Raw genomic sequence first — 16,281 nt, 5'->3', positions numbered from 1 at the left:
GGCCAGGCCTGGCAGCTTGGGAAAATCAATCCAAAGGCGTGCGCGCAGGGCTCAGACAGCCATGAAGACCGGTGGCCCGCGCGCTCCCAATGTGCCGCTGACCCGCTGCGGCAACGCCTGCACTGCACCACGCAGCGCACGGCATATCGATACCATCGGTGCCAACAGCAGCAATGCCGCCACCAGCAGGGTGATCAGCCGCGCGGCGATCAGGCAGTAGTCGCAGTCCACGCCCATCTCATGCGCGGCGTGTGGATCGGCGGGCGGCTTCTTTGAGACCTCGCCCTGCTGCATCGCCATCGCGTGGTGGTCGTGATGGCCCTCCATCGCATGCTGCGCATGCTGGGAATGGTCCATCGCCGCTACCGGCACAGCCGCTGCAACGTGACCATGCGCCAGCCAGCGGCTCACCAGCGGGGCAAGCAGCACCAGCAGCATGGCTAGCCATGCCAGGGCCTGGAACCGGCGGTGGAGGACAGAACGACGCACCCGGCCATTCTACGGGCCTGCGGTCAACCTTGGACCACGTTCAGGGTTGCCCGGCGGCCAGTGCGACGTTATGACGCAGCCTCCAGCGCAGGGGATCGTCCACTGCCCGAGGGGGACGGAAGGCAGCCTGGCCGGCCCCTTCCGCCCCCGCACCGGATGACTAGAACCGCGCCGGTTGCTGCACCGCGCGCTCCAGGAACATGAAACCCGCCTGCAGGCTGTTGCGGGCGTTCTCCAACCAGCGCTCCGGATCGGCTACCGCAAATCGCTCCTGTGCATCCACATCACCCGAGTCGGCCAGATCAGCCAGCTGCAGATGGATGTGGTTCTCCACCAGGCTCACCAGCACGGCGAGCTCGGCCGATAAACCGGCGATGCGTTCGGTGAAGCCAGCGTCGTTGCTGTTCAGAGACATGTCCCCTGTTCCTATGCGTTGCGGTGTTGATGGATGGCTTCGAAACGCTCGGCACAGGCAGGCCCGCAGAACAGTCTTGCCGGATCGTTGTCGAAGTCCTCGCTACAGTCCGGGTTGTGGCATTCCCCCATGGGAGTGAGAGGGGCAACGTTGCTGGCCCGCGTTGCGTGCTGGGCCAGGGCGCGTTGCAGGTGGCGCGCTTCCATTTCCTGCGCTTCGTCGATGGTGTCCGTCATGCGGGTTGTATTTTATCGAGGGGTGGTCGCACCGATTGAGAACGTCGCAACGACGGTCAACGACGCGGATTCCGCGGCGGATCGGCGTTCGTGGTTGCAGTGGATTTCAAGCATGCAGGCTCCTTGTGCACGGGCGCCCGAAGGCGCGATGGAGAGAAACGATGGGCCGTCGTTGACGGCGATCGCATCATCCGAAAACCGGTTCTCGCCAACTGCGACGCATCGGCACGATCACAGTGATCTGCGAACGCCATCGCAGATCCAACGCGTACTGGGTGGCGCCATCGCGGTCAGGGATGCAAGGTGCTGGAAGGTGTTGCAAATGAAGCCCCGTTCCGACACCATGACCGTATCACCACTTCCATCACATCCTGACCACACTGCGTCGGTCGGCCGCTGCGTGACCTGCGCACGCCGGACACTGCACAGCACGTTGGCCGCCATCGGCCGCCGTGGACCGATTCACGTTCCCAGGGGCCTTGTCGAATGCACACACCGCATCCCACGCAGGACATCGTTCCCGCGTTCCTGCAGGCCATGCACGCGCACGGCATCGTGCCGGACGCGCGCGGCCGCGACGCGCTCAACGCCGATGGCACGCTGGTGCGCTTCCATGTGGAAGGCGACCGTCGTGGCACGCGCAATGGTTGGGCGGTGTTGTTTGGAGACCACGTGCCGGCCGGCGAGTTCGGCAGCTGGCGGACCGGCACCCGCCATGCCTGGTGCGCGAAATCGCCGACCGCGTTGAGCGCCGCCGAGCAGCGTGCCATCAGGCAACGCCAGGAGGCGGCCCGCAGCGAGCGCGAACGGCATCAGCGCGAACGCGAGGACGCCGCCGCCAAGGCGGCCAACGTGCTGTGGAACCGTGCCATTCCTGCCGATGCCCACCACCCGTATCTCGTACGCAAGGGCATCCACGCACATGGCCTGCGTGTGGCGCCATGGCCGGTGCGCAACAGCGATGGCCTTGTCTTCCGCCACATCGACAGCGCCCTGCTGGTACCGGTGATGAACAGCGCGGGCCGTATCGTCTCGTTGCAGGCGATCTTTCCCCGCGTGGATCCAGCACTTGGCCGCGACAAGGACTTCCTTTCCGGTGGCCGCAAGCAGGGCTGCTTCCATGTCATCGGCAAGCCGGTTACCGGCCAGCCGATCGCCATTGCAGAGGGCTATGCCACCGCCGGATCCATCCACCAGGCCACGGGCTGGTGCGTGGTGGTGGCCTGGGATGCAGGCAACCTTGGCGCGGTCGCCCGAGCCTGGCGCGGCGCCATGCCGGACGCGTCATTCGTGCTGTGTGCCGACAACGATCAGTGGACGCGGCAGCCGCTGGACAACCCTGGCGTCACCCTGGCCACGCAGGCTGCCGCGGACATCGATGCCCGCGTGGTCTGGCCCGAGTTCGCCACGCTGCATGGCGACGATGACCGCCCTACCGACTTCAACGACCTGCATCTGCGCGAGGGGCTGGACACCGTGCGTGCCCAGTTGTTGCCCCCCATGCCGCCGGCAGGGGGCGACGACGTGGCACTGGACGATGCGCCGTCATCGGCCAGCGCGCGCTACCAGGTGCCTGGCAACCTGTCCGCATTCGATGCCTTCACCCCGTTTCCCGATACCAACGCGCGCGGGCGGCCGTTGCCAACCGCCCGCAACCTGGCCGAACTGTGCCGTCGTACCGGTGTGACCGTGCGCTACAACGTCATCCGCAAGGATCTGGAGATTCTGGTCCCTGGGCTGCAGACGACCGTGGACAACGCCAAGGAGGTCGCGGCGGGCGAAGTGATGGATTGCATGCACCGCGCCGGCATGGCCACCGCCAGCTTCGAGACCAACCTGTGCCAGGTGGCCGAAGCCAATCCCTACAACCCGGTCGCCAGCTGGATCACCTCACGGCCGTGGGATGGCCAGTCCCGCCTGCAGGCGTTCTTCGATACAGTGCAGGAAGCCAAGCCCACGCACATGGCCGACGGCCGCGTGCTGAAGGAAGTCCTGATGCGGCGCTGGCTGATCTCCGGCGTGGCTGCGGCGTTTGAGCCCGATGGCGTGGTCGCGCGCGGCGTGCTGACGTTCGTTTCGAAACAGAACCTGGGCAAGACACGCTGGGCGCGGCAGCTGGCGCCGGTAGAGCTGCAACTGATCGCCGACGGTGTGGTGCTCGATCCGGCCAACAAGGACAGCGTCAAGCAGGTCATCTCCAGATGGATCGTCGAGCTGGGCGAAGTCGATGCCACCTTCCGCCGTACCGATATCGCGGCGCTGAAATCATTCATCTCGCGCAGCCATGACGAGATCCGTCGCCCCTACGCGCGCACCGAATCCCGCTATGCGCGGCGCACCATCCTGTTTGCCAGTGTCAACGACGAACGCTTCCTCCGCGATGCCACCGGCAACACCCGCTGGTGGACCGTGCACGCCGTGGCGCTGGGCGAACCGGCGCGGATCGACATGCAGCAGGTCTGGGCTGAGGCCCATGCGTTGTACTGCAGTGGCGAGACCTGGCACTTGAGTGCCGAGGAACTGGATGCGCTCAATGCCACCAACAGCGAACACGAGCCCATCTCGCCGATCGCCGAACTGATCGATCGTCATTTCGACTGGTCGCTCCCTGCCGAGCACTGGAGCGCGCACTACCGCGCCACCGAGATCGTCATCGCGGTGGGCATCGACAGGCCCAACCGTCGCGAGGTGAACGAGGCCGCCGCCTACGTGGTGAAGCGGCATGGCGTGCGCACCCGCGTGGTGGGCAAGGAGCGGGCCAAGGTCTGGCTGATGCCACAGCGCAGACGCAGTCTGGCCGAGCACGCGGCAGGGCCGTTCTAGATGCCGCGCCTCCATGATGGTCGCGACGTTGACAGCAGCAGCGGCGACTGGCGCCTGCACTGCGAAGCACGTCGCCTGCTGCAACTGGACGGCTACCGGCGCGTGGGCACCGACGGGCGCTGGACGACGGTCAGTCCGCGCCGGCACCGCCAACAGTATCTCGAGGGTGTCCTGGCCGCACGCGGGCCGGTTGAGCGTGAGCGTCTGGCAGCAGCGGCATTGCGGCTGTGGATCGCCAGCCCGCCCAACCGCACCATGATGCAAGTAGATGAAAGGTGTTGACTGGGAGCATCTACAGGGGCAAGATGCAGGTATCGGCCCGCCACCTTCCAGGAGCGCTTCCGCCATGTCCCGTCCCCGACTGCATGCCTTCGAAGGTGAGCAGCTGACCGTGCAGCAGATCCACCAGCGGGTACCGGTGCTGTCCGAGCGGACCATCCGCGACCACCTTGCTGCCGGCCGGCGTACCCGCACCGCCATGTTGTGCTTTGACCCGATCGCCGCAGCGGCCCGGGGAGGGCGCATCACCCAGCGCATCCTCCGCGCCCGCAGCGTCGTCGGTCGCGATTCCTGATCCTCCGGCACCTGCCGCATTTCTCCAGGAGTAGATTCCGCATGATTCCCGCCTCCCTCGACAGCGGTCATCGCCTGATTGCCGACACACTGGCCGCGTTCCGTGCCGGCCCTGGACTGGGCAGCGTTGCCCTGCGGCCGGCGCCACGCTCTCGTGTGCCGCTCTACATCGGCATCGCCGGCAGCAAGCGCTCGGGCAAGGACACACTCGCCAATGGACTGGCGTCGGCGTTGTCACTGCCATGCGACAGCTTCGCGGGCCCGCTGCGGCAATTGGTCGCCACCCTCCTCGGGCTCTCCCTGCACGAACTGGACAGCCGCAAGGAGGACGCCATCGACTGGCTGGCCGAACTCACCCCGCGCCACCTGATGCAGACCGCCGGTACCGAGTGGGGGCGTGACCGCGTCCATCCCGAGCTGTGGGTACGCTCGCTGTTCGCACGCCTGCCCGAGGGCGGGCTGGTACCCGACGTCCGCTTCGCCAATGAGGCCCGCGCGATCCGGCGTCGTGGTGGTGTCGTGATCCGCGTCAATCGCCCAGGCCATCGCAGCAGCGACCCTCATGCCAGCGAGCAGCCGCTGCCGCATGAGCTGGTCGACATCGAAGTCGACAATGACAGCACCCCGGCCGATCTGGTCCGCAGATCGCTGGACCAGCTGCGTTCGCGCGGTGTGATCTGATCCGGAATGCCGGCCCGCCATCCGGTCCATCCCCCGAACCCAGCGCAGGCCCCGACCCATCATCGGCGAAAATGATGTAAGGTCATCCCCCATCACCGACGACACCTGTCGTCACCCTGCATCCCCAACCCATTTCGCAAAGAGGAAACGCCATGGAGGTCGAACAGTTCACGTCGACGCGCCTGAAGGCCATCGAGTTGTTCAAGTCCCAGCCCAAGGGCAGCAAGGACATCGTGAGCCTGGATGCGATCTTCATCTCGCTGTGCACGCTGGCCACTGCCCGGGCGGGCGCAGGCAGCGCCCAGCAGGCGCGTACCGTGGCCCGCCCGGGCAGCCAGCAGCCGCCCGCGCCATGGTTCGTCGAAACCCTTGCGGCCCTGAAGGGCAAGGGCGAGTCGATCACCGTGGCGCGCTTCCTGATGTTCGCCAACCGCTTCCCGGTCAAGCGCATGGACCAGGTCAACGCGGCACGCTGGCTGCGCGACGCCGGGTACATCCCCCGCAAGACCGGCGGCAACCTGGTGTTCGATCTTTGATCCAGCGCCCCCTGCAGTCCTGAAGCCCCGGCATCGTCCGGGGCTTTTTCGTTTCCGGCCAGTACACGGCGCATGAGGCTGTGTGGCAGGTGGCCGTCCTCACCCTGTACCTGCCCCATCCCCTTGATCTGCCTCTGTTCCTGCCAGGTGAGGACAACGAGTACGGATGTGCAGGAAAACACCAGCGGCCAGAGCAAGCGGATTCGGCTCACTGCAAGCAGGCGTGTCGTGCTCCTCCCCCCTCCTCACGCACGACTGAACGTCTTCAGCGCACCGATATAAAAGTAGATGAAAGGTGTTGACTGGACAGGCGGGATGGCAACAGTGGAGATCAATGCCACTGAAGACATCCTCCATGAACGCCCTGCCCGACAGCATCCAGACCCTGGCCGAGGTCATCGGCGAATCCGCAGCCCTCACGCTGGTGCGTGCCTGGCCGCCGACCACCTCCAGCACCACCGGCCGTCACCGCGTCATTGTCTACGTCCCCTCCACCCTGCCCGACCAGCACCGGCTGATCGACATCCTTGGCCACGACGTCGCCCAGCGGCTGGTCGCGCACTTCGGCGGCGAACTGTTGTTCCTGGCATCCTGCTTCGCTGCCGGCGCGCACGAACGCCGCGAGCAGATTGCCCGCGCGGTCGCCAGCGGCATGCCACGCGACCATGTTGCGCGTGAGTTCGGCGTCTCACAGACCACCATCAAGCGCGCCCTGCGCGGTGCGCGCACCGCGTTGCCACCGGCTGTCCACCCGGCCCTGCTCAAGGGATACGCACGCGCATGAACGAGAGCGACCTGCTGGCCGGCGTGCCGGATTGGGCCAAGTACCTGGGCGGGACCTCGGGCGTGCTGATCGCGGTGTCGCTGTGGCTGCGCCAGTGGTTGTCGTCGGCCAAGGTCGACCGCACCGCCGATGAAGCCACCAGCAACACCCTGCGCACCCTTCAGGAACAGCTCGCGGCCGAACGTACACGCGCCGATGGGCTGATGCACGAGCGCGAGGCAATGGCCCAGGAGATCGGGCAGCTGCGCGGTGAAGTCAGCGCCCTGCGTGCACAGATCGCCCAGCAGAGCGTACAGATAGACGCTCTGTTGAACCTGGTTCGCAAGCAGCCGGGGGCCGCCGCATGACCGCCGCTGCAGCCAGCGCCCTCGGTGGCGCCAACGTCGCCGCATTCCTGGACATGCTGGCGGTATCCGAAGGCACCGACATTCCGAACCAGCGCTCACGTGACCGCGGCTACGACGTCATCGTCGGTGGCCAGCTGTTCACCGACTACCGCGACCATCCCCGCGTGCTGGTGTCGTTGCCACGCTATGGCATCAAATCCAGCGCCGCCGGCCGCTACCAGTTCCTGCGCAGCACCTGGGATGACCTGCGCGCGCGACTGGGTCTGCCTGACTTCGGGCCAGTCTCCCAGGACCGTGCAGCAGTCGCCCTGCTGAAACAGTGCGGTGCCTACGAGCTGATCCGGCTGGGACGCTTCGATGCCGCCGTCACCGCGGCCCGGCGCATCTGGGCATCGCTGCCGGGCGCCGGCTACGGCCAGAAGGAGCACGCACTGGAAACACTGCGCGCGGCGTACCGTGCCGCCGGCGGAGCCCTGCAGTGACGCCCGCGGGACTGAGGTTGGGCATCGGGTTGCTGGTCCTTGCCGGTAGCCACGCGAGCTGCGCCTGGCTGGGATGGACCCTGCGCGACCGCACTGCGGACCTTGCCGTTGCCACCACCCGGGCAGCGCAGCAGGAGGCCCGCACCGATGCAGTCCAGCGCGCGCACCAGCAGGCCCTCGCCAACAGCGCCGCAGGCGCGCAGGCCGAATCACAGCGCCTGGCCCACCAGGCCCGGCGCACCGAACAGTTCAACACCCTGCAACGGGACATCGAGACCCATGCCAAGACTCCTGGTCGTGATCGCGGCGACGCTGACGCTGAGTTCATGCGCATCTGGCGCGAGGCCAACGCCGGCCACGCCCTGCCGCGCTGACCTCAGCATCGCACCTGCCCAGCTGCTTCCCCCACCCCGCCCGCCGGACCTGCACGCAGCCAGCGATGACGCGCTGCTGCGCAATCACGTTGCGGTCGCACAGCAGTACCACGCGCTGGCCGACCAGCTGAGTGCGCTGCTGTGCAGCCTCGGCAGCCAGCGCGGCATCACCATCAATGGCGCCGCGCCGGCAGCACCCGCCGACTGCGGCAGCAGTGCCACTCCCACGCACTGAGCCTTCCGGACAAGGCCACGCCTGCAATGCCGCCTCACTGCGGTGATGGCAACACTGGCTGCAGACCGTGCGCGCCTTGCAGCGCTACGCCCCTCCTTCCTTCCCTGCATGAGCTGACATGGCGAACGATTCCTTCCCTCCCACGCTCGATCCGCTGATTGCCGCGATCGAAGCCGCTATCCGCGCACGCTTTCCGGGGTTTGCAAGCGTCGAGTTCCATCGCGAGGCCAACGCTGAGGGGATGCCCCTGCCGGCCTGCCTGCTGGCGATGACCCGCTGTGACCGCAGCAGGGACAACAATGATGGCAGTGGCCTGCTGCAGGCCACGCTACGCTTCGAAGCGCGCATTGCGCTGCCGGCGACCGATGCAACCACAGCGCTGCAGCTGCGCAACGCGGCCCTCGCCCTGGCGACCTGGCTGCACCAGCTCGGCCGCTTCCCCGGCGTTGCCAGCGGTGCGATCGATGTGATTGCAGCATTGCCGGAAGACCCCGCGGCGGCACAGCCGGGCCTGCGCACCTGGATCGTCGAGTGGTCACTGCCGGTCGCGCTGGGCGACAACCCTTGGGACGACGCTGGCGGCGTGGTGCCGCAGGCGTGCTACAGCTTCGCGCCGGAGATCGGCCGCGTCCATGAGTCCCGCTACCAGCCATTGCCGGAGCGCGCACCATGAGCGCCGAACACGCGCGGTTGATCGGCAACCTGCTGATGATCGGTGTGGTACGCGAACTGGACGAGGCAAACGGACGCGTTCGCGTCGATGCCGACGGCATGCTTACCGACTGGATTCCCTGGCTGGAGCGCCGCGCCGGACCGGGCATGCGCAGCTGGTGCGCACCCGAACCCGGCGAGCAGGTCGTACTGGCGTGCCCCTATGGCGACCCGGGCCAGGCGCTGGTACTCGGCAGCCTGTACCAGGACCGCTTTCCGCCGCCGGCCGACTCGCGCCTGCGGCAGCGCACCGAGTTCGCCGACGGCAGCAGCGTCGAGTACGACCAGGAAACCACCACGCTCAACGTCCATGTCGGCAGCGGCAAGGTCATCGTCACCTGCGCGAATGCACAGGTGATCGCCAGCGAATCGATCGTGCTCGATACACCCTCGATCAAGGCGACCGGCGATCTGGATGTCAGCGGCGCGATCAGCGCCGGCAAGGACATCAGCACACCGGGCGAGGTCAAGGCCGGTGCCATCGGCCTGAAGGCACACACGCACACCGCACAGGGCCCAACCGCCCCGACCACGCCGGCCCAGGCCTGAGCGGCCACGCCTGCAATGCCCTGAAAAACCGCACTCCACGACGATAGAGGCCATGCGAGGAATCGACGCCAACACCGGCAAATCACTGGATGGGCTCGCCCATCTGCACCAGTCCGTGCGTGACATTCTCACCACGCCCCTTGGCTCCCGCGTACTGCGCCGCGAATACGGTTCACGCGTATTCGAACTGATCGATGCGCCGACCAACCGCTCGCTGCGCATGGACCTGATCGCGGCCACCGTCGACGCGCTGGCGCGATGGGAACCGCGTCTCCACGTCGAGAACGTCGACGTCTCCCTCCCCGCCCCCGGCGTGATGATCCTGGCAGTGACCGGGATCCACCTGCCGGACGGCGAGGCCATCACCATCGAAGGAATCGAGGTTCGCTAACCGTGGCATCCGGCTCGTTCACCAGTGTCAATCTGTCCCAGCTGCCTGCACCGGCGGTCATCGAAGTGCTCGATTTCGAAGCCATGTTCGATGAATCGCTGACCGCACTGCAGGCCCTGGATCCCACCTTCGACGCGCTGCTGCCGTCGGACCCGGCCTTCAAGATCCTGGAGGTCTGCACTTACCTGCGCCTGCTCGATCGCCAGCGTGTCAACGACGCCGCGCGTGGCGTGATGCTGGCCTATGCCGGTGGCAGCGACCTGGACCACCTCGCCGCGATCTTCGGCGTCGCCCGCCAGGTGCTCGACCCGGGCAGGCCGCAGGAAGGCATTCCACCGCGATATGAGAGCGATGAGGACTTCCGCCGCCGCATCCAGCTGGGCCCGGAAGGGTTCAGCGTGGCAGGGCCGGAAGGTGCCTATGTATTCCATGCGCTGAGCGCGGACCCGCGCGTGCTCGACGCCAGCGCGACCAGTGCCTCACCGGGCGAAGTGGTGGTCTCGGTGCTGTCGCGCGAAGGCGATGGCACCGCCACCCAGGGCCTGCTCGACATCGTCGAGGCGAAGCTGAGCGCGGATGACGTGCGACCGCTGACCGACCACGTGCTGGTGAAGCCGGCAATGATCGTCAACTACACGGTCGACGCCACGCTGTTCACCTTTGCCGGCCCGGATTCGCAGGTCGTGCTTGCCGAAGCGCGCACCCGCCTGGACCGCTACATCAGTGAGTCACATCGTCTCGGCCGCGATGTCACCCGTTCGGGGTTGTTCGCCGCATTGCATGCCGAGGGCGTGCAGCGCGTGGAAATCGTCCATCCAGCTGCAGATGTGGTGGTGGACCGAACCCAGGCCACGCACTGCACCGGCGTGACCCTGACCCATGGCGGCACCGATGAATGAGCCGAGCACGCGCCTGATCAACGCGCGCCTGCGCGGCGCGATCGATGGCCGCAACCGCACCTTCCGCCACCCCGGCGGCGCGCTGGCGCGCCTGCAGTCGGTATTCCGCACCGATGCGCAGGGGCGGCAGCTGCTGCAGGGCAGCGTCATCGAGGGCAGCAGGGTCACCCTGGCCGCTGCACCGGCGCCCGGCGAGGTCATCGATGGTGACGCCCAGGTGGTGGTGCCCTCGGCGGCGAACCTGCTTCCCGCCAACGCCACCCACGCCGAGCGCGCGCTTGCCCGCGCCATCGTTGCGCGTCCGTTGCCGGTGGACATCACCGCGCTGTGGGATGCCGACCGCTGTCCGACCGCACTGCTGCCCTGGCTGGCCTGGGCGCTGTCGGTGGACGAATGGAAGGCCTACTGGCCCGAAGCCGTGAAGCGCGCCCGGGTGCGTACGGCCATCGCCATCCAGCGACGCAAGGGCACCGCAGGCAGCGTACGCGACGTGGTGGCCGCCTTCGGTGGCTCGGTGCTGATCCGCGAGTGGTGGCAGCTGCAGCCCAAGGGCGCGCCGCACACCTTCGAAGCGGTGATGACCATCGCCAACCAGGATGGCCAGTCCGCCACGGCGATGTTCGTCGAGGACGTCATCGGCGAAATCACCCGGACCAAGCCGGTGCGCTCGCATTTCACCTTTACCCAGGGCATGCAGGCCGACGCCGCCGTCGGCGCACTTGCAGCCGCCCACGCCACGGCCTTCCGCCGCCTTCAACTGATCGGAGAGTAACCCCCGCATGCGCTTGAAAATCACCGATGCCGGCTTCGCCAAGCTGGTCAATCCGCCGAACACCGGCACCAACGCCGTGCTGATCACCCAGATCGGCCTGACCTCGACCGCCTTCGTGCCTTCGGCGGGGCTCACCGCGCTGCCTGGCGAGATCAAGCGCGTCGCCACCTTCGGCGGCCAGGCCGTGGGCGATGACACCGTGCACGTCACCATCCGCGACGACAGCGCCACCTCCTACACGCTGCGCGGGTTCGGCCTGTACCTGGCTGACGGCACCCTGTTCGCCAGCTACGGCCAGGCCGATCCGATCATGGAGAAGTCGGCCGCATCGATGCTGCTGCTGGCCACCGACACCCGCTTCAGCGGGATCGACACGACGCAGATCCAGTTCGGCGATGCCGGCTTCCTCTATCCGCCGGCCACCACCGAGGTGGTCGGTGTGGTCGAGCTGGCCACCAGCACCGAAGCCGAAGATGCCACCGACACCCAGCGCGCGGTAACCCCGCGCGGCGTGCGTGCGTACACCGACAAGCGCTTCGGTGCCAGCGCCCCGACCGCGCTGGCGAAGACGCTGCTGTCTGCAGCAAACACCACCGCGGCGCGCACAGCGCTGGAACTGAAGAGCGCCGCGCTGAAGGACACCGGGCATGGCAACGGCCTGGACGCCGACACCCTGGACGGCAAGCACGCCTCCGAGTTCGCCCTGGCCGGTGACTTCGCCACCGTGGGCCACAAGCATGTGATTGCCGATGTGACCGGGCTGCAGCCGGCACTGGATGGCAAGGCGTCCAGGGGCGGCAACACGTTCACCGACCAGCAGTTCATCAGCGGCACGTATCCGTTGCTGGGCTTCGGTGCCGCCGGCGCCGAGCAGTCCTTCATTGGCGGCTGGGGTAATTCCAGCCTGTGGCGCGTGTGGAGCGCGGACCGCAGTGCCAGTAGTGAGATCACCATCAAGCATGGCGACACGCCGCGCTGGAACGGCTCGCCGATGTGGCATGCCGGGAACTTCGCGCCTGACACGAAGATGGACAAGAGTGGCGGAACGTTCAGTGGCACCGTCACCATTTCCAACAACTCCCTGCGCCTGTCCGGGTGGGGCAGTACCGCGACCGATGGTGTCGTCTACTTCGGCACGGGTGACAGTTATCTTTTCAAGTCCGGATCCACGTTCACTTTCCGCAATCTGGAAGGGGCGTACACGGCTACGCTCAATGCAGGCGGAAACATCTGGACCAGCACCAACTTCGAACCTGCGGGCAAGGTCAACAAGTCCGGCGACACAATGCTGGGAAAGCTCACTGTCAATGCTCCCGTAGAAACCAACAGCACGCTACTAGCGAACGCGGCCTTCATTGGTGGCGATCGCAACAGCCAAGGCATGCAGCTGCTCTGGAATGTTGCCGAAAGCGGCAATGGCTGCAATGAATCGATCAACAACTATGGTGGAGGAGGTGGTGGATTCACGTGGTGGGTGCGATCACTCTCGAATGATGCTTTGAAACAGGTCGCACGGCTTACGCGCAGCGGTCAGCTCAGCGTTGACAAGGCAGTCCTCTCAGGTGCGGGAGACGGTGGAATTCTGCAGTTCCGAATTCCACGCGGGGGAGCGGGCTACATTCACGGCCTGGACGGGGGTGGAGACGATGTCGCTTCAATCGCAAGTAACGCTGCGAACAACTATACGCTCAGATGGTCCGGGAACATCGCGAGCTCGGGCGGCTTCGACGTCGGCTCCTCACTGAAGCTGAAGAACATCGAAGGCGCGCTCCCCTACGGTCTGGCTGCTGTCCAGAAAATGGAACTGGCAGCCGGTCACTACAAGCCCGAATACAACGACGACGGTCGTCGCCGTCTGTTCTTCGTCGCCGAGCAGTTGGCCGAACTGGTGCCGGAAGCGGTCGACCTGGAAGGTGTCGAGTTCCAGGGCGAGCGCGTGGCATCGGTCAAGCTCGACCAGCTGCTGCCGGTGATGGCCAAGGCCATCCAGGAACTGGCCGCCGAAGTGCGCGCACTGAAAGCGGAGCGCTGACATGCCCAGCGGATATCGCTCTTCCGGTGTCGACTTTGACGACCTGTTCGATCCGTACGTCGAAGGTCCACTGGCGCAGGATTCGGGCCGCCGTATCGGCGGCACCGACCTGAGCCGCCGCTACGCGCACATCCAGTACGGCAGCAAACGTGCCGACGTAGGCCATCGCATCAACGGCATGGACGTGTCCAACCTGTGGGCGGCCCGCGGCAGCGCCACCTACAGGCTGCCGTTCCATGGCAAGGGCTACTCGGCAAGCAATGGCGCCAAGACCAACTCCACCGGCTCCGTGTCGGCAACCGTCTCGATCCTGATGTATGCCGACGGCACCTATGCCATCCGCACGGGCGTCGCCGGTGGCGGCAATGGAGGCAGCTCGGTAGCAGCATCGGGCCAATGGCTTCCGGCAGGTGCAAGCGCTTCCGAGTACGAAGTGCAGATCACCGGCTCCGCGCCCGCGAAAGCCTCTTTCAGCACGAGTGCTCCCTCGTTCGTGCCGGCATCGGCGGCACCGTCGGCAGGCGTGTCGATCAGCGTCCCTGCCAGGTCCGCCAGCTACGAGTCGGACAGCGTCAATATTTCCGTCGCGCTGCGTCGTGCCGGAGGAATCGCCCAGGTTTCCACCTTCAACGCAAGCGTCAGCGCCTCCGGCTGGGTCTGATCGATCAGCGGGCCACCGCTGCAATTATCCCGACAACCACATTCTCCGAACATTACCCCGTCGCCTGCACAAGCCGGCACACACCCACACCGAGGAAGAACCCCGAATGACCGAATTTCTCCATGGCGTACAGGTCGTCAACATCGATACCGGTGCCCGATCGATTGCCATCGCCTCCAGCAGCGTGATCGGCATCGTCGGCACCGCACCGCTGGCCGACACCGAAGCGTTCCCCATCAACACGCCCGTGCTGGTGACCTCGCCGTCGCAGGCCGCCAAGCTGTCGGCCACCACCGGCACCGATGCCGGCACCCTGCCCGGTGCGCTCGACACGATCTTCGACCAGTCCAGTGCCGTCGTCGTCGTCGTCCGCGTCGAGAAGGGCGCCAATGAAAGCGCCACCCTGGCCAACGTGCTGGGCGGCGTGAACGCCCAGACCGGCGCCTACGAAGGCGTGCATGCGCTGCTGGCCGCCAAGTCCATCGTCGGCGTCAAGCCGCGCATCCTGGTCGCACCCGGCTTTACCCATGTGCACCCGGCCGATCCGACCAAGCCGGAGGCCGTGCTGGCCAACCCGGTCGTGGCCGAGCTGCTCGGCATCGCCGACAAGCTGCGCGCGGTGATCATCAAGGATGGCCCGAACAGCAACGACGACGCTGCCAAGTCCACCGCCGCCCTGACCGGCTCCAAGCGCGTCTACGTGGTCGACCCCGCGCTGCTGGTGCAGTCCGGTGATGCCATCGTCACCCGCCATGCCTCCGGTGCCGTGGCCGGTGCCATCGCCCGCAGCGACAACGAGCGCGGCTGGTGGGCGTCGCCGTCGAACCTGGAACTCAACGGCGTGGTCGGTACCGCGCGTGCGATCGACTTCGGCCTGTCCGATGCCACCAGCCGCGCCAACCTGCTGAACCAGGCCAACGTGGCCACGGTCATCCGCGAAGGGGGCTTCCGCCTGTGGGGCAACCGCACCACCAGCATCGATCCGAAGTGGCAGTTCCTGTGCGTGGTGCGCACCGCCGACATCATCGCCGACAGCCTGGAAGCCGCCCACCTGTGGGCCGTCGACCGCGGCATCAGCAAGACCTACGTCGATGACGTGCGCGAGGGCGTCAATGCCTTCCTGCGCGGCCTGAAGACCCAGGGCGCGATCCTCGGCGGTAACTGCTGGATCGACCCGGAACTGAACGCAGCGGACAGCGTGGCCCAGGGCCGCTTCTACTGGGACTTCGACTTCACTCCGACCTACCCGGGTGAGCAGCTGACCTTCCGCATGCACATGAACAACAACTACGTCTCGGAGATCTTCTAAGCATGGCGCGCAAGATCCGCAAAAACTTCAACTTCTACGTCGACGGCAAGGGTTATGCCGGCAGCGTGATGTCCTTCACCGCCCCCAAGCTGTCGCTGAAGACCGAGGACTTCCAGGCCGGCGGCATGCTGGCCCCGACCGAGATCGTGCTCGGCCATGAAAAGCTGACCGCCGATGTGGAGTTCGCCTCCGACGACGCGGAGATCATGAGCAAGTTCCACGTCATCGAAAGCAAGGAATACGGCTTCACCGCCCGCGAGGCACTGGAAGGCGACGACGGCGAAGTGACCCAGGTCGTGCACAACATGCGTGGCAAGGTGAAGCTGCTGGACCGTGGCGAAACCAAGGTCGGCGAGAAGGGCACGATCAAGGTCAGCCTGGCGCTGAGCTACTACAAGCTGACCCATGGTGCTCAGGTAGTGCAGGAGATCGACGTGGTCAACATGATCGCCCGCCAGGGTGGCGTCGACGTCCTGGCCGGCATCCGCGGCGCGCTGGGCATCTGAGCCCACGCCGCACCGAAGAACCCGGGGGCGCCTCGCGCCCCCGCATCCATCGCACCGCATCGCATTCCAGGAACGCATCCATGTCCAGCAAGACCAAGACCCCCACCGACACCGTCATCGAGCGCGATGGATTCGCCGAGATCACCCTCACCCGTCCGCGCCAAGTCAATGGCATGGAAACCGCCGTGCTGCGCATGCGCGAGCCGACCGTGGAAGACATGGAGCGCTACCAGGACGACAAGGGCAGCGACGCCCAGCGTGAGGTGCGGATGATCGCCAACCTGTGCGAGATCTCGCCGGACGACGTGCGCAAGATGCCGTTGCGCGACTACGCACGACTGCAGGCAGGCGTCGCGCTTTTTACCACCTGACCCTGCCACAGATCAGGCAGGGAGTGCTTGCTCTGGCCGGTCATACCGGCTGGGGCCTGCGCGAAATCATGACACTGCGGGTGTCGAAGTTCATCTGGTGGATTC

The 16,281-nt window shown here is 66.4% G+C and carries 22 protein-coding genes; 19 read left to right on the top strand and 3 right to left on the bottom strand.

The genetic code is table 11. The features are described from left to right. Nucleotides 1–51: 51 nt before the first annotated feature. From AC5P9N_RS00230 to AC5P9N_RS00220, 3 genes are all read right to left on the bottom strand, one after another. A complete protein-coding gene (locus tag AC5P9N_RS00230; RefSeq protein WP_099484769.1) occupies nucleotides 52–438 on the bottom strand; it encodes a DUF2946 family protein in 387 nt (128 codons plus the stop codon). Nucleotides 439–649: 211 nt separating this feature from the next. Further along, nucleotides 650–904, bottom strand: coding sequence for a hypothetical protein (locus tag AC5P9N_RS00225; protein WP_012479313.1), 255 nt, complete (start codon nucleotides 902–904; stop codon nucleotides 650–652). An 11-nt stretch (nucleotides 905–915) separates the two neighbouring features. Beyond that, complete coding sequence (locus AC5P9N_RS00220) at nucleotides 916–1,140, bottom strand: hypothetical protein (RefSeq protein ID WP_005408344.1); 225 nt, start codon at nucleotides 1,138–1,140, stop codon at nucleotides 916–918. A gap of 486 nt (nucleotides 1,141–1,626) precedes the next feature. Here AC5P9N_RS00220 and AC5P9N_RS00215 point away from each other — a divergent pair, with 486 nt between their 5' ends. The 19 genes from AC5P9N_RS00215 to AC5P9N_RS00125 all read left to right on the top strand — a co-directional run bounded on the left by AC5P9N_RS00215 (nucleotide 1,627) and on the right by AC5P9N_RS00125 (nucleotide 16,176). Further along, nucleotides 1,627–3,963 (top strand): VapE domain-containing protein, encoded by a 2,337-nt coding sequence (locus tag AC5P9N_RS00215; RefSeq protein ID WP_099484768.1) that lies wholly within the window; start codon nucleotides 1,627–1,629, stop codon nucleotides 3,961–3,963. Then, nucleotides 3,964–4,245 (top strand): DUF7696 family protein, encoded by a 282-nt coding sequence (locus AC5P9N_RS00210; RefSeq protein WP_043033658.1) that lies wholly within the window; start codon nucleotides 3,964–3,966, stop codon nucleotides 4,243–4,245. A gap of 64 nt (nucleotides 4,246–4,309) precedes the next feature. Then, nucleotides 4,310–4,537, top strand: a complete 228-nt coding sequence (locus AC5P9N_RS00205; protein ID WP_024956102.1) for a hypothetical protein — start codon at nucleotides 4,310–4,312, stop codon at nucleotides 4,535–4,537. 41 nt (nucleotides 4,538–4,578) lie between these two features. Then, nucleotides 4,579–5,217, top strand: coding sequence for a deoxynucleotide monophosphate kinase family protein (locus tag AC5P9N_RS00200; protein WP_060380096.1), 639 nt, complete (start codon nucleotides 4,579–4,581; stop codon nucleotides 5,215–5,217). Between the two features lie 152 nt (nucleotides 5,218–5,369). Beyond that, nucleotides 5,370–5,753, top strand: a complete 384-nt coding sequence (locus AC5P9N_RS00195; RefSeq protein WP_060380095.1) for a hypothetical protein — start codon at nucleotides 5,370–5,372, stop codon at nucleotides 5,751–5,753. A gap of 355 nt (nucleotides 5,754–6,108) precedes the next feature. Further along, entirely contained in the window at nucleotides 6,109–6,537 is a 429-nt protein-coding gene (locus AC5P9N_RS00190) for a helix-turn-helix domain-containing protein (protein ID WP_223846372.1), read from the top strand. Further along, complete coding sequence (locus AC5P9N_RS00185) at nucleotides 6,534–6,884, top strand: hypothetical protein (protein WP_005408337.1); 351 nt, start codon at nucleotides 6,534–6,536, stop codon at nucleotides 6,882–6,884. Before AC5P9N_RS00190 ends, AC5P9N_RS00185 begins: the two co-directional genes overlap by 4 nt. Beyond that, nucleotides 6,881–7,366 carry a glycoside hydrolase family 24 protein gene (locus AC5P9N_RS00180; protein ID WP_012479306.1) on the top strand — a complete coding sequence of 162 codons (486 nt, stop codon included), beginning with the start codon at nucleotides 6,881–6,883 and terminating at the stop codon, nucleotides 7,364–7,366. The genes AC5P9N_RS00185 and AC5P9N_RS00180 overlap by 4 nt, the downstream gene beginning before the upstream one ends. Continuing rightward, nucleotides 7,363–7,740: a hypothetical protein gene (locus AC5P9N_RS00175; RefSeq protein WP_012479305.1), complete on the top strand. Its 378-nt coding sequence runs from the start codon at nucleotides 7,363–7,365 to the stop codon at nucleotides 7,738–7,740. Before AC5P9N_RS00180 ends, AC5P9N_RS00175 begins: the two co-directional genes overlap by 4 nt. Before the next feature lie 353 nt (nucleotides 7,741–8,093). Continuing rightward, nucleotides 8,094–8,648 (top strand): hypothetical protein, encoded by a 555-nt coding sequence (locus AC5P9N_RS00170; protein WP_005412464.1) that lies wholly within the window; start codon nucleotides 8,094–8,096, stop codon nucleotides 8,646–8,648. Further along, complete coding sequence (locus tag AC5P9N_RS00165) at nucleotides 8,645–9,235, top strand: phage baseplate assembly protein V (RefSeq protein WP_012479303.1); 591 nt, start codon at nucleotides 8,645–8,647, stop codon at nucleotides 9,233–9,235. Before AC5P9N_RS00170 ends, AC5P9N_RS00165 begins: the two co-directional genes overlap by 4 nt. Before the next feature lie 52 nt (nucleotides 9,236–9,287). Further along, nucleotides 9,288–9,626: a GPW/gp25 family protein gene (locus AC5P9N_RS00160; protein WP_005408332.1), complete on the top strand. Its 339-nt coding sequence runs from the start codon at nucleotides 9,288–9,290 to the stop codon at nucleotides 9,624–9,626. 2 nt (nucleotides 9,627–9,628) lie between these two features. Then, nucleotides 9,629–10,525, top strand: a complete 897-nt coding sequence (locus AC5P9N_RS00155) for a baseplate assembly protein (protein ID WP_099484766.1) — start codon at nucleotides 9,629–9,631, stop codon at nucleotides 10,523–10,525. 223 nt (nucleotides 10,526–10,748) lie between these two features. After that, nucleotides 10,749–11,297 carry a phage tail protein I gene (locus tag AC5P9N_RS00150; protein ID WP_227860081.1) on the top strand — a complete coding sequence of 183 codons (549 nt, stop codon included), beginning with the start codon at nucleotides 10,749–10,751 and terminating at the stop codon, nucleotides 11,295–11,297. A 7-nt stretch (nucleotides 11,298–11,304) separates the two neighbouring features. After that, nucleotides 11,305–13,329, top strand: a complete 2,025-nt coding sequence (locus AC5P9N_RS00145) for a phage tail protein (RefSeq protein ID WP_099484765.1) — start codon at nucleotides 11,305–11,307, stop codon at nucleotides 13,327–13,329. Between the two features lies 1 nt (nucleotide 13,330). Beyond that, a complete protein-coding gene (locus tag AC5P9N_RS00140; protein WP_099484764.1) occupies nucleotides 13,331–13,990 on the top strand; it encodes a hypothetical protein in 660 nt (219 codons plus the stop codon). A gap of 106 nt (nucleotides 13,991–14,096) precedes the next feature. Continuing rightward, entirely contained in the window at nucleotides 14,097–15,299 is a 1,203-nt protein-coding gene (locus AC5P9N_RS00135; protein ID WP_099484763.1) for a phage tail sheath C-terminal domain-containing protein, read from the top strand. Between the two features lie 2 nt (nucleotides 15,300–15,301). After that, entirely contained in the window at nucleotides 15,302–15,805 is a 504-nt protein-coding gene (locus tag AC5P9N_RS00130) for a phage major tail tube protein (RefSeq protein ID WP_005412457.1), read from the top strand. Between the two features lie 80 nt (nucleotides 15,806–15,885). Continuing rightward, the gene (locus AC5P9N_RS00125) at nucleotides 15,886–16,176 is read left to right on the top strand and encodes a phage tail assembly protein (RefSeq protein ID WP_005412456.1); all 291 of its coding nucleotides are present in this window, start codon (nucleotides 15,886–15,888) and stop codon (nucleotides 16,174–16,176) included. Nucleotides 16,177–16,281 lie beyond the last annotated feature (105 nt).

Source organism: Stenotrophomonas sp. YJH_SMC_6 (assembly GCF_059371335.1).
Note: the sequence above shows the minus strand (reverse complement) of the source record. Positions and strands in the feature narration are given on the sequence as shown.

What these genes read in the sequence shown, in the direction of transcription:
- AC5P9N_RS00230 (WP_099484769.1), bottom strand. Translation starts at nt 438, where the DNA reads ATGCTGCTGGTGCTGCTTGCCCCGCTGGTGAGCCGCTGGCTGGCGCAT.
- AC5P9N_RS00225 (WP_012479313.1), bottom strand. Translation starts at nt 904, where the DNA reads ATGTCTCTGAACAGCAACGACGCTGGCTTCACCGAACGCATCGCCGGT.
- AC5P9N_RS00220 (WP_005408344.1), bottom strand. Translation starts at nt 1,140, where the DNA reads ATGACGGACACCATCGACGAAGCGCAGGAAATGGAAGCGCGCCACCTG.
- AC5P9N_RS00215 (WP_099484768.1), top strand. Translation starts at nt 1,627, where the DNA reads ATGCACACACCGCATCCCACGCAGGACATCGTTCCCGCGTTCCTGCAG.
- AC5P9N_RS00210 (WP_043033658.1), top strand. Translation starts at nt 3,964, where the DNA reads ATGCCGCGCCTCCATGATGGTCGCGACGTTGACAGCAGCAGCGGCGAC.
- AC5P9N_RS00205 (WP_024956102.1), top strand. Translation starts at nt 4,310, where the DNA reads ATGTCCCGTCCCCGACTGCATGCCTTCGAAGGTGAGCAGCTGACCGTG.
- AC5P9N_RS00200 (WP_060380096.1), top strand. Translation starts at nt 4,579, where the DNA reads ATGATTCCCGCCTCCCTCGACAGCGGTCATCGCCTGATTGCCGACACA.
- AC5P9N_RS00195 (WP_060380095.1), top strand. Translation starts at nt 5,370, where the DNA reads ATGGAGGTCGAACAGTTCACGTCGACGCGCCTGAAGGCCATCGAGTTG.
- AC5P9N_RS00190 (WP_223846372.1), top strand. Translation starts at nt 6,109, where the DNA reads ATGAACGCCCTGCCCGACAGCATCCAGACCCTGGCCGAGGTCATCGGC.
- AC5P9N_RS00185 (WP_005408337.1), top strand. Translation starts at nt 6,534, where the DNA reads ATGAACGAGAGCGACCTGCTGGCCGGCGTGCCGGATTGGGCCAAGTAC.
- AC5P9N_RS00180 (WP_012479306.1), top strand. Translation starts at nt 6,881, where the DNA reads ATGACCGCCGCTGCAGCCAGCGCCCTCGGTGGCGCCAACGTCGCCGCA.
- AC5P9N_RS00170 (WP_005412464.1), top strand. Translation starts at nt 8,094, where the DNA reads ATGGCGAACGATTCCTTCCCTCCCACGCTCGATCCGCTGATTGCCGCG.
- AC5P9N_RS00165 (WP_012479303.1), top strand. Translation starts at nt 8,645, where the DNA reads ATGAGCGCCGAACACGCGCGGTTGATCGGCAACCTGCTGATGATCGGT.
- AC5P9N_RS00160 (WP_005408332.1), top strand. Translation starts at nt 9,288, where the DNA reads ATGCGAGGAATCGACGCCAACACCGGCAAATCACTGGATGGGCTCGCC.
- AC5P9N_RS00145 (WP_099484765.1), top strand. Translation starts at nt 11,305, where the DNA reads ATGCGCTTGAAAATCACCGATGCCGGCTTCGCCAAGCTGGTCAATCCG.
- AC5P9N_RS00140 (WP_099484764.1), top strand. Translation starts at nt 13,331, where the DNA reads ATGCCCAGCGGATATCGCTCTTCCGGTGTCGACTTTGACGACCTGTTC.
- AC5P9N_RS00135 (WP_099484763.1), top strand. Translation starts at nt 14,097, where the DNA reads ATGACCGAATTTCTCCATGGCGTACAGGTCGTCAACATCGATACCGGT.
- AC5P9N_RS00130 (WP_005412457.1), top strand. Translation starts at nt 15,302, where the DNA reads ATGGCGCGCAAGATCCGCAAAAACTTCAACTTCTACGTCGACGGCAAG.
- AC5P9N_RS00125 (WP_005412456.1), top strand. Translation starts at nt 15,886, where the DNA reads ATGTCCAGCAAGACCAAGACCCCCACCGACACCGTCATCGAGCGCGAT.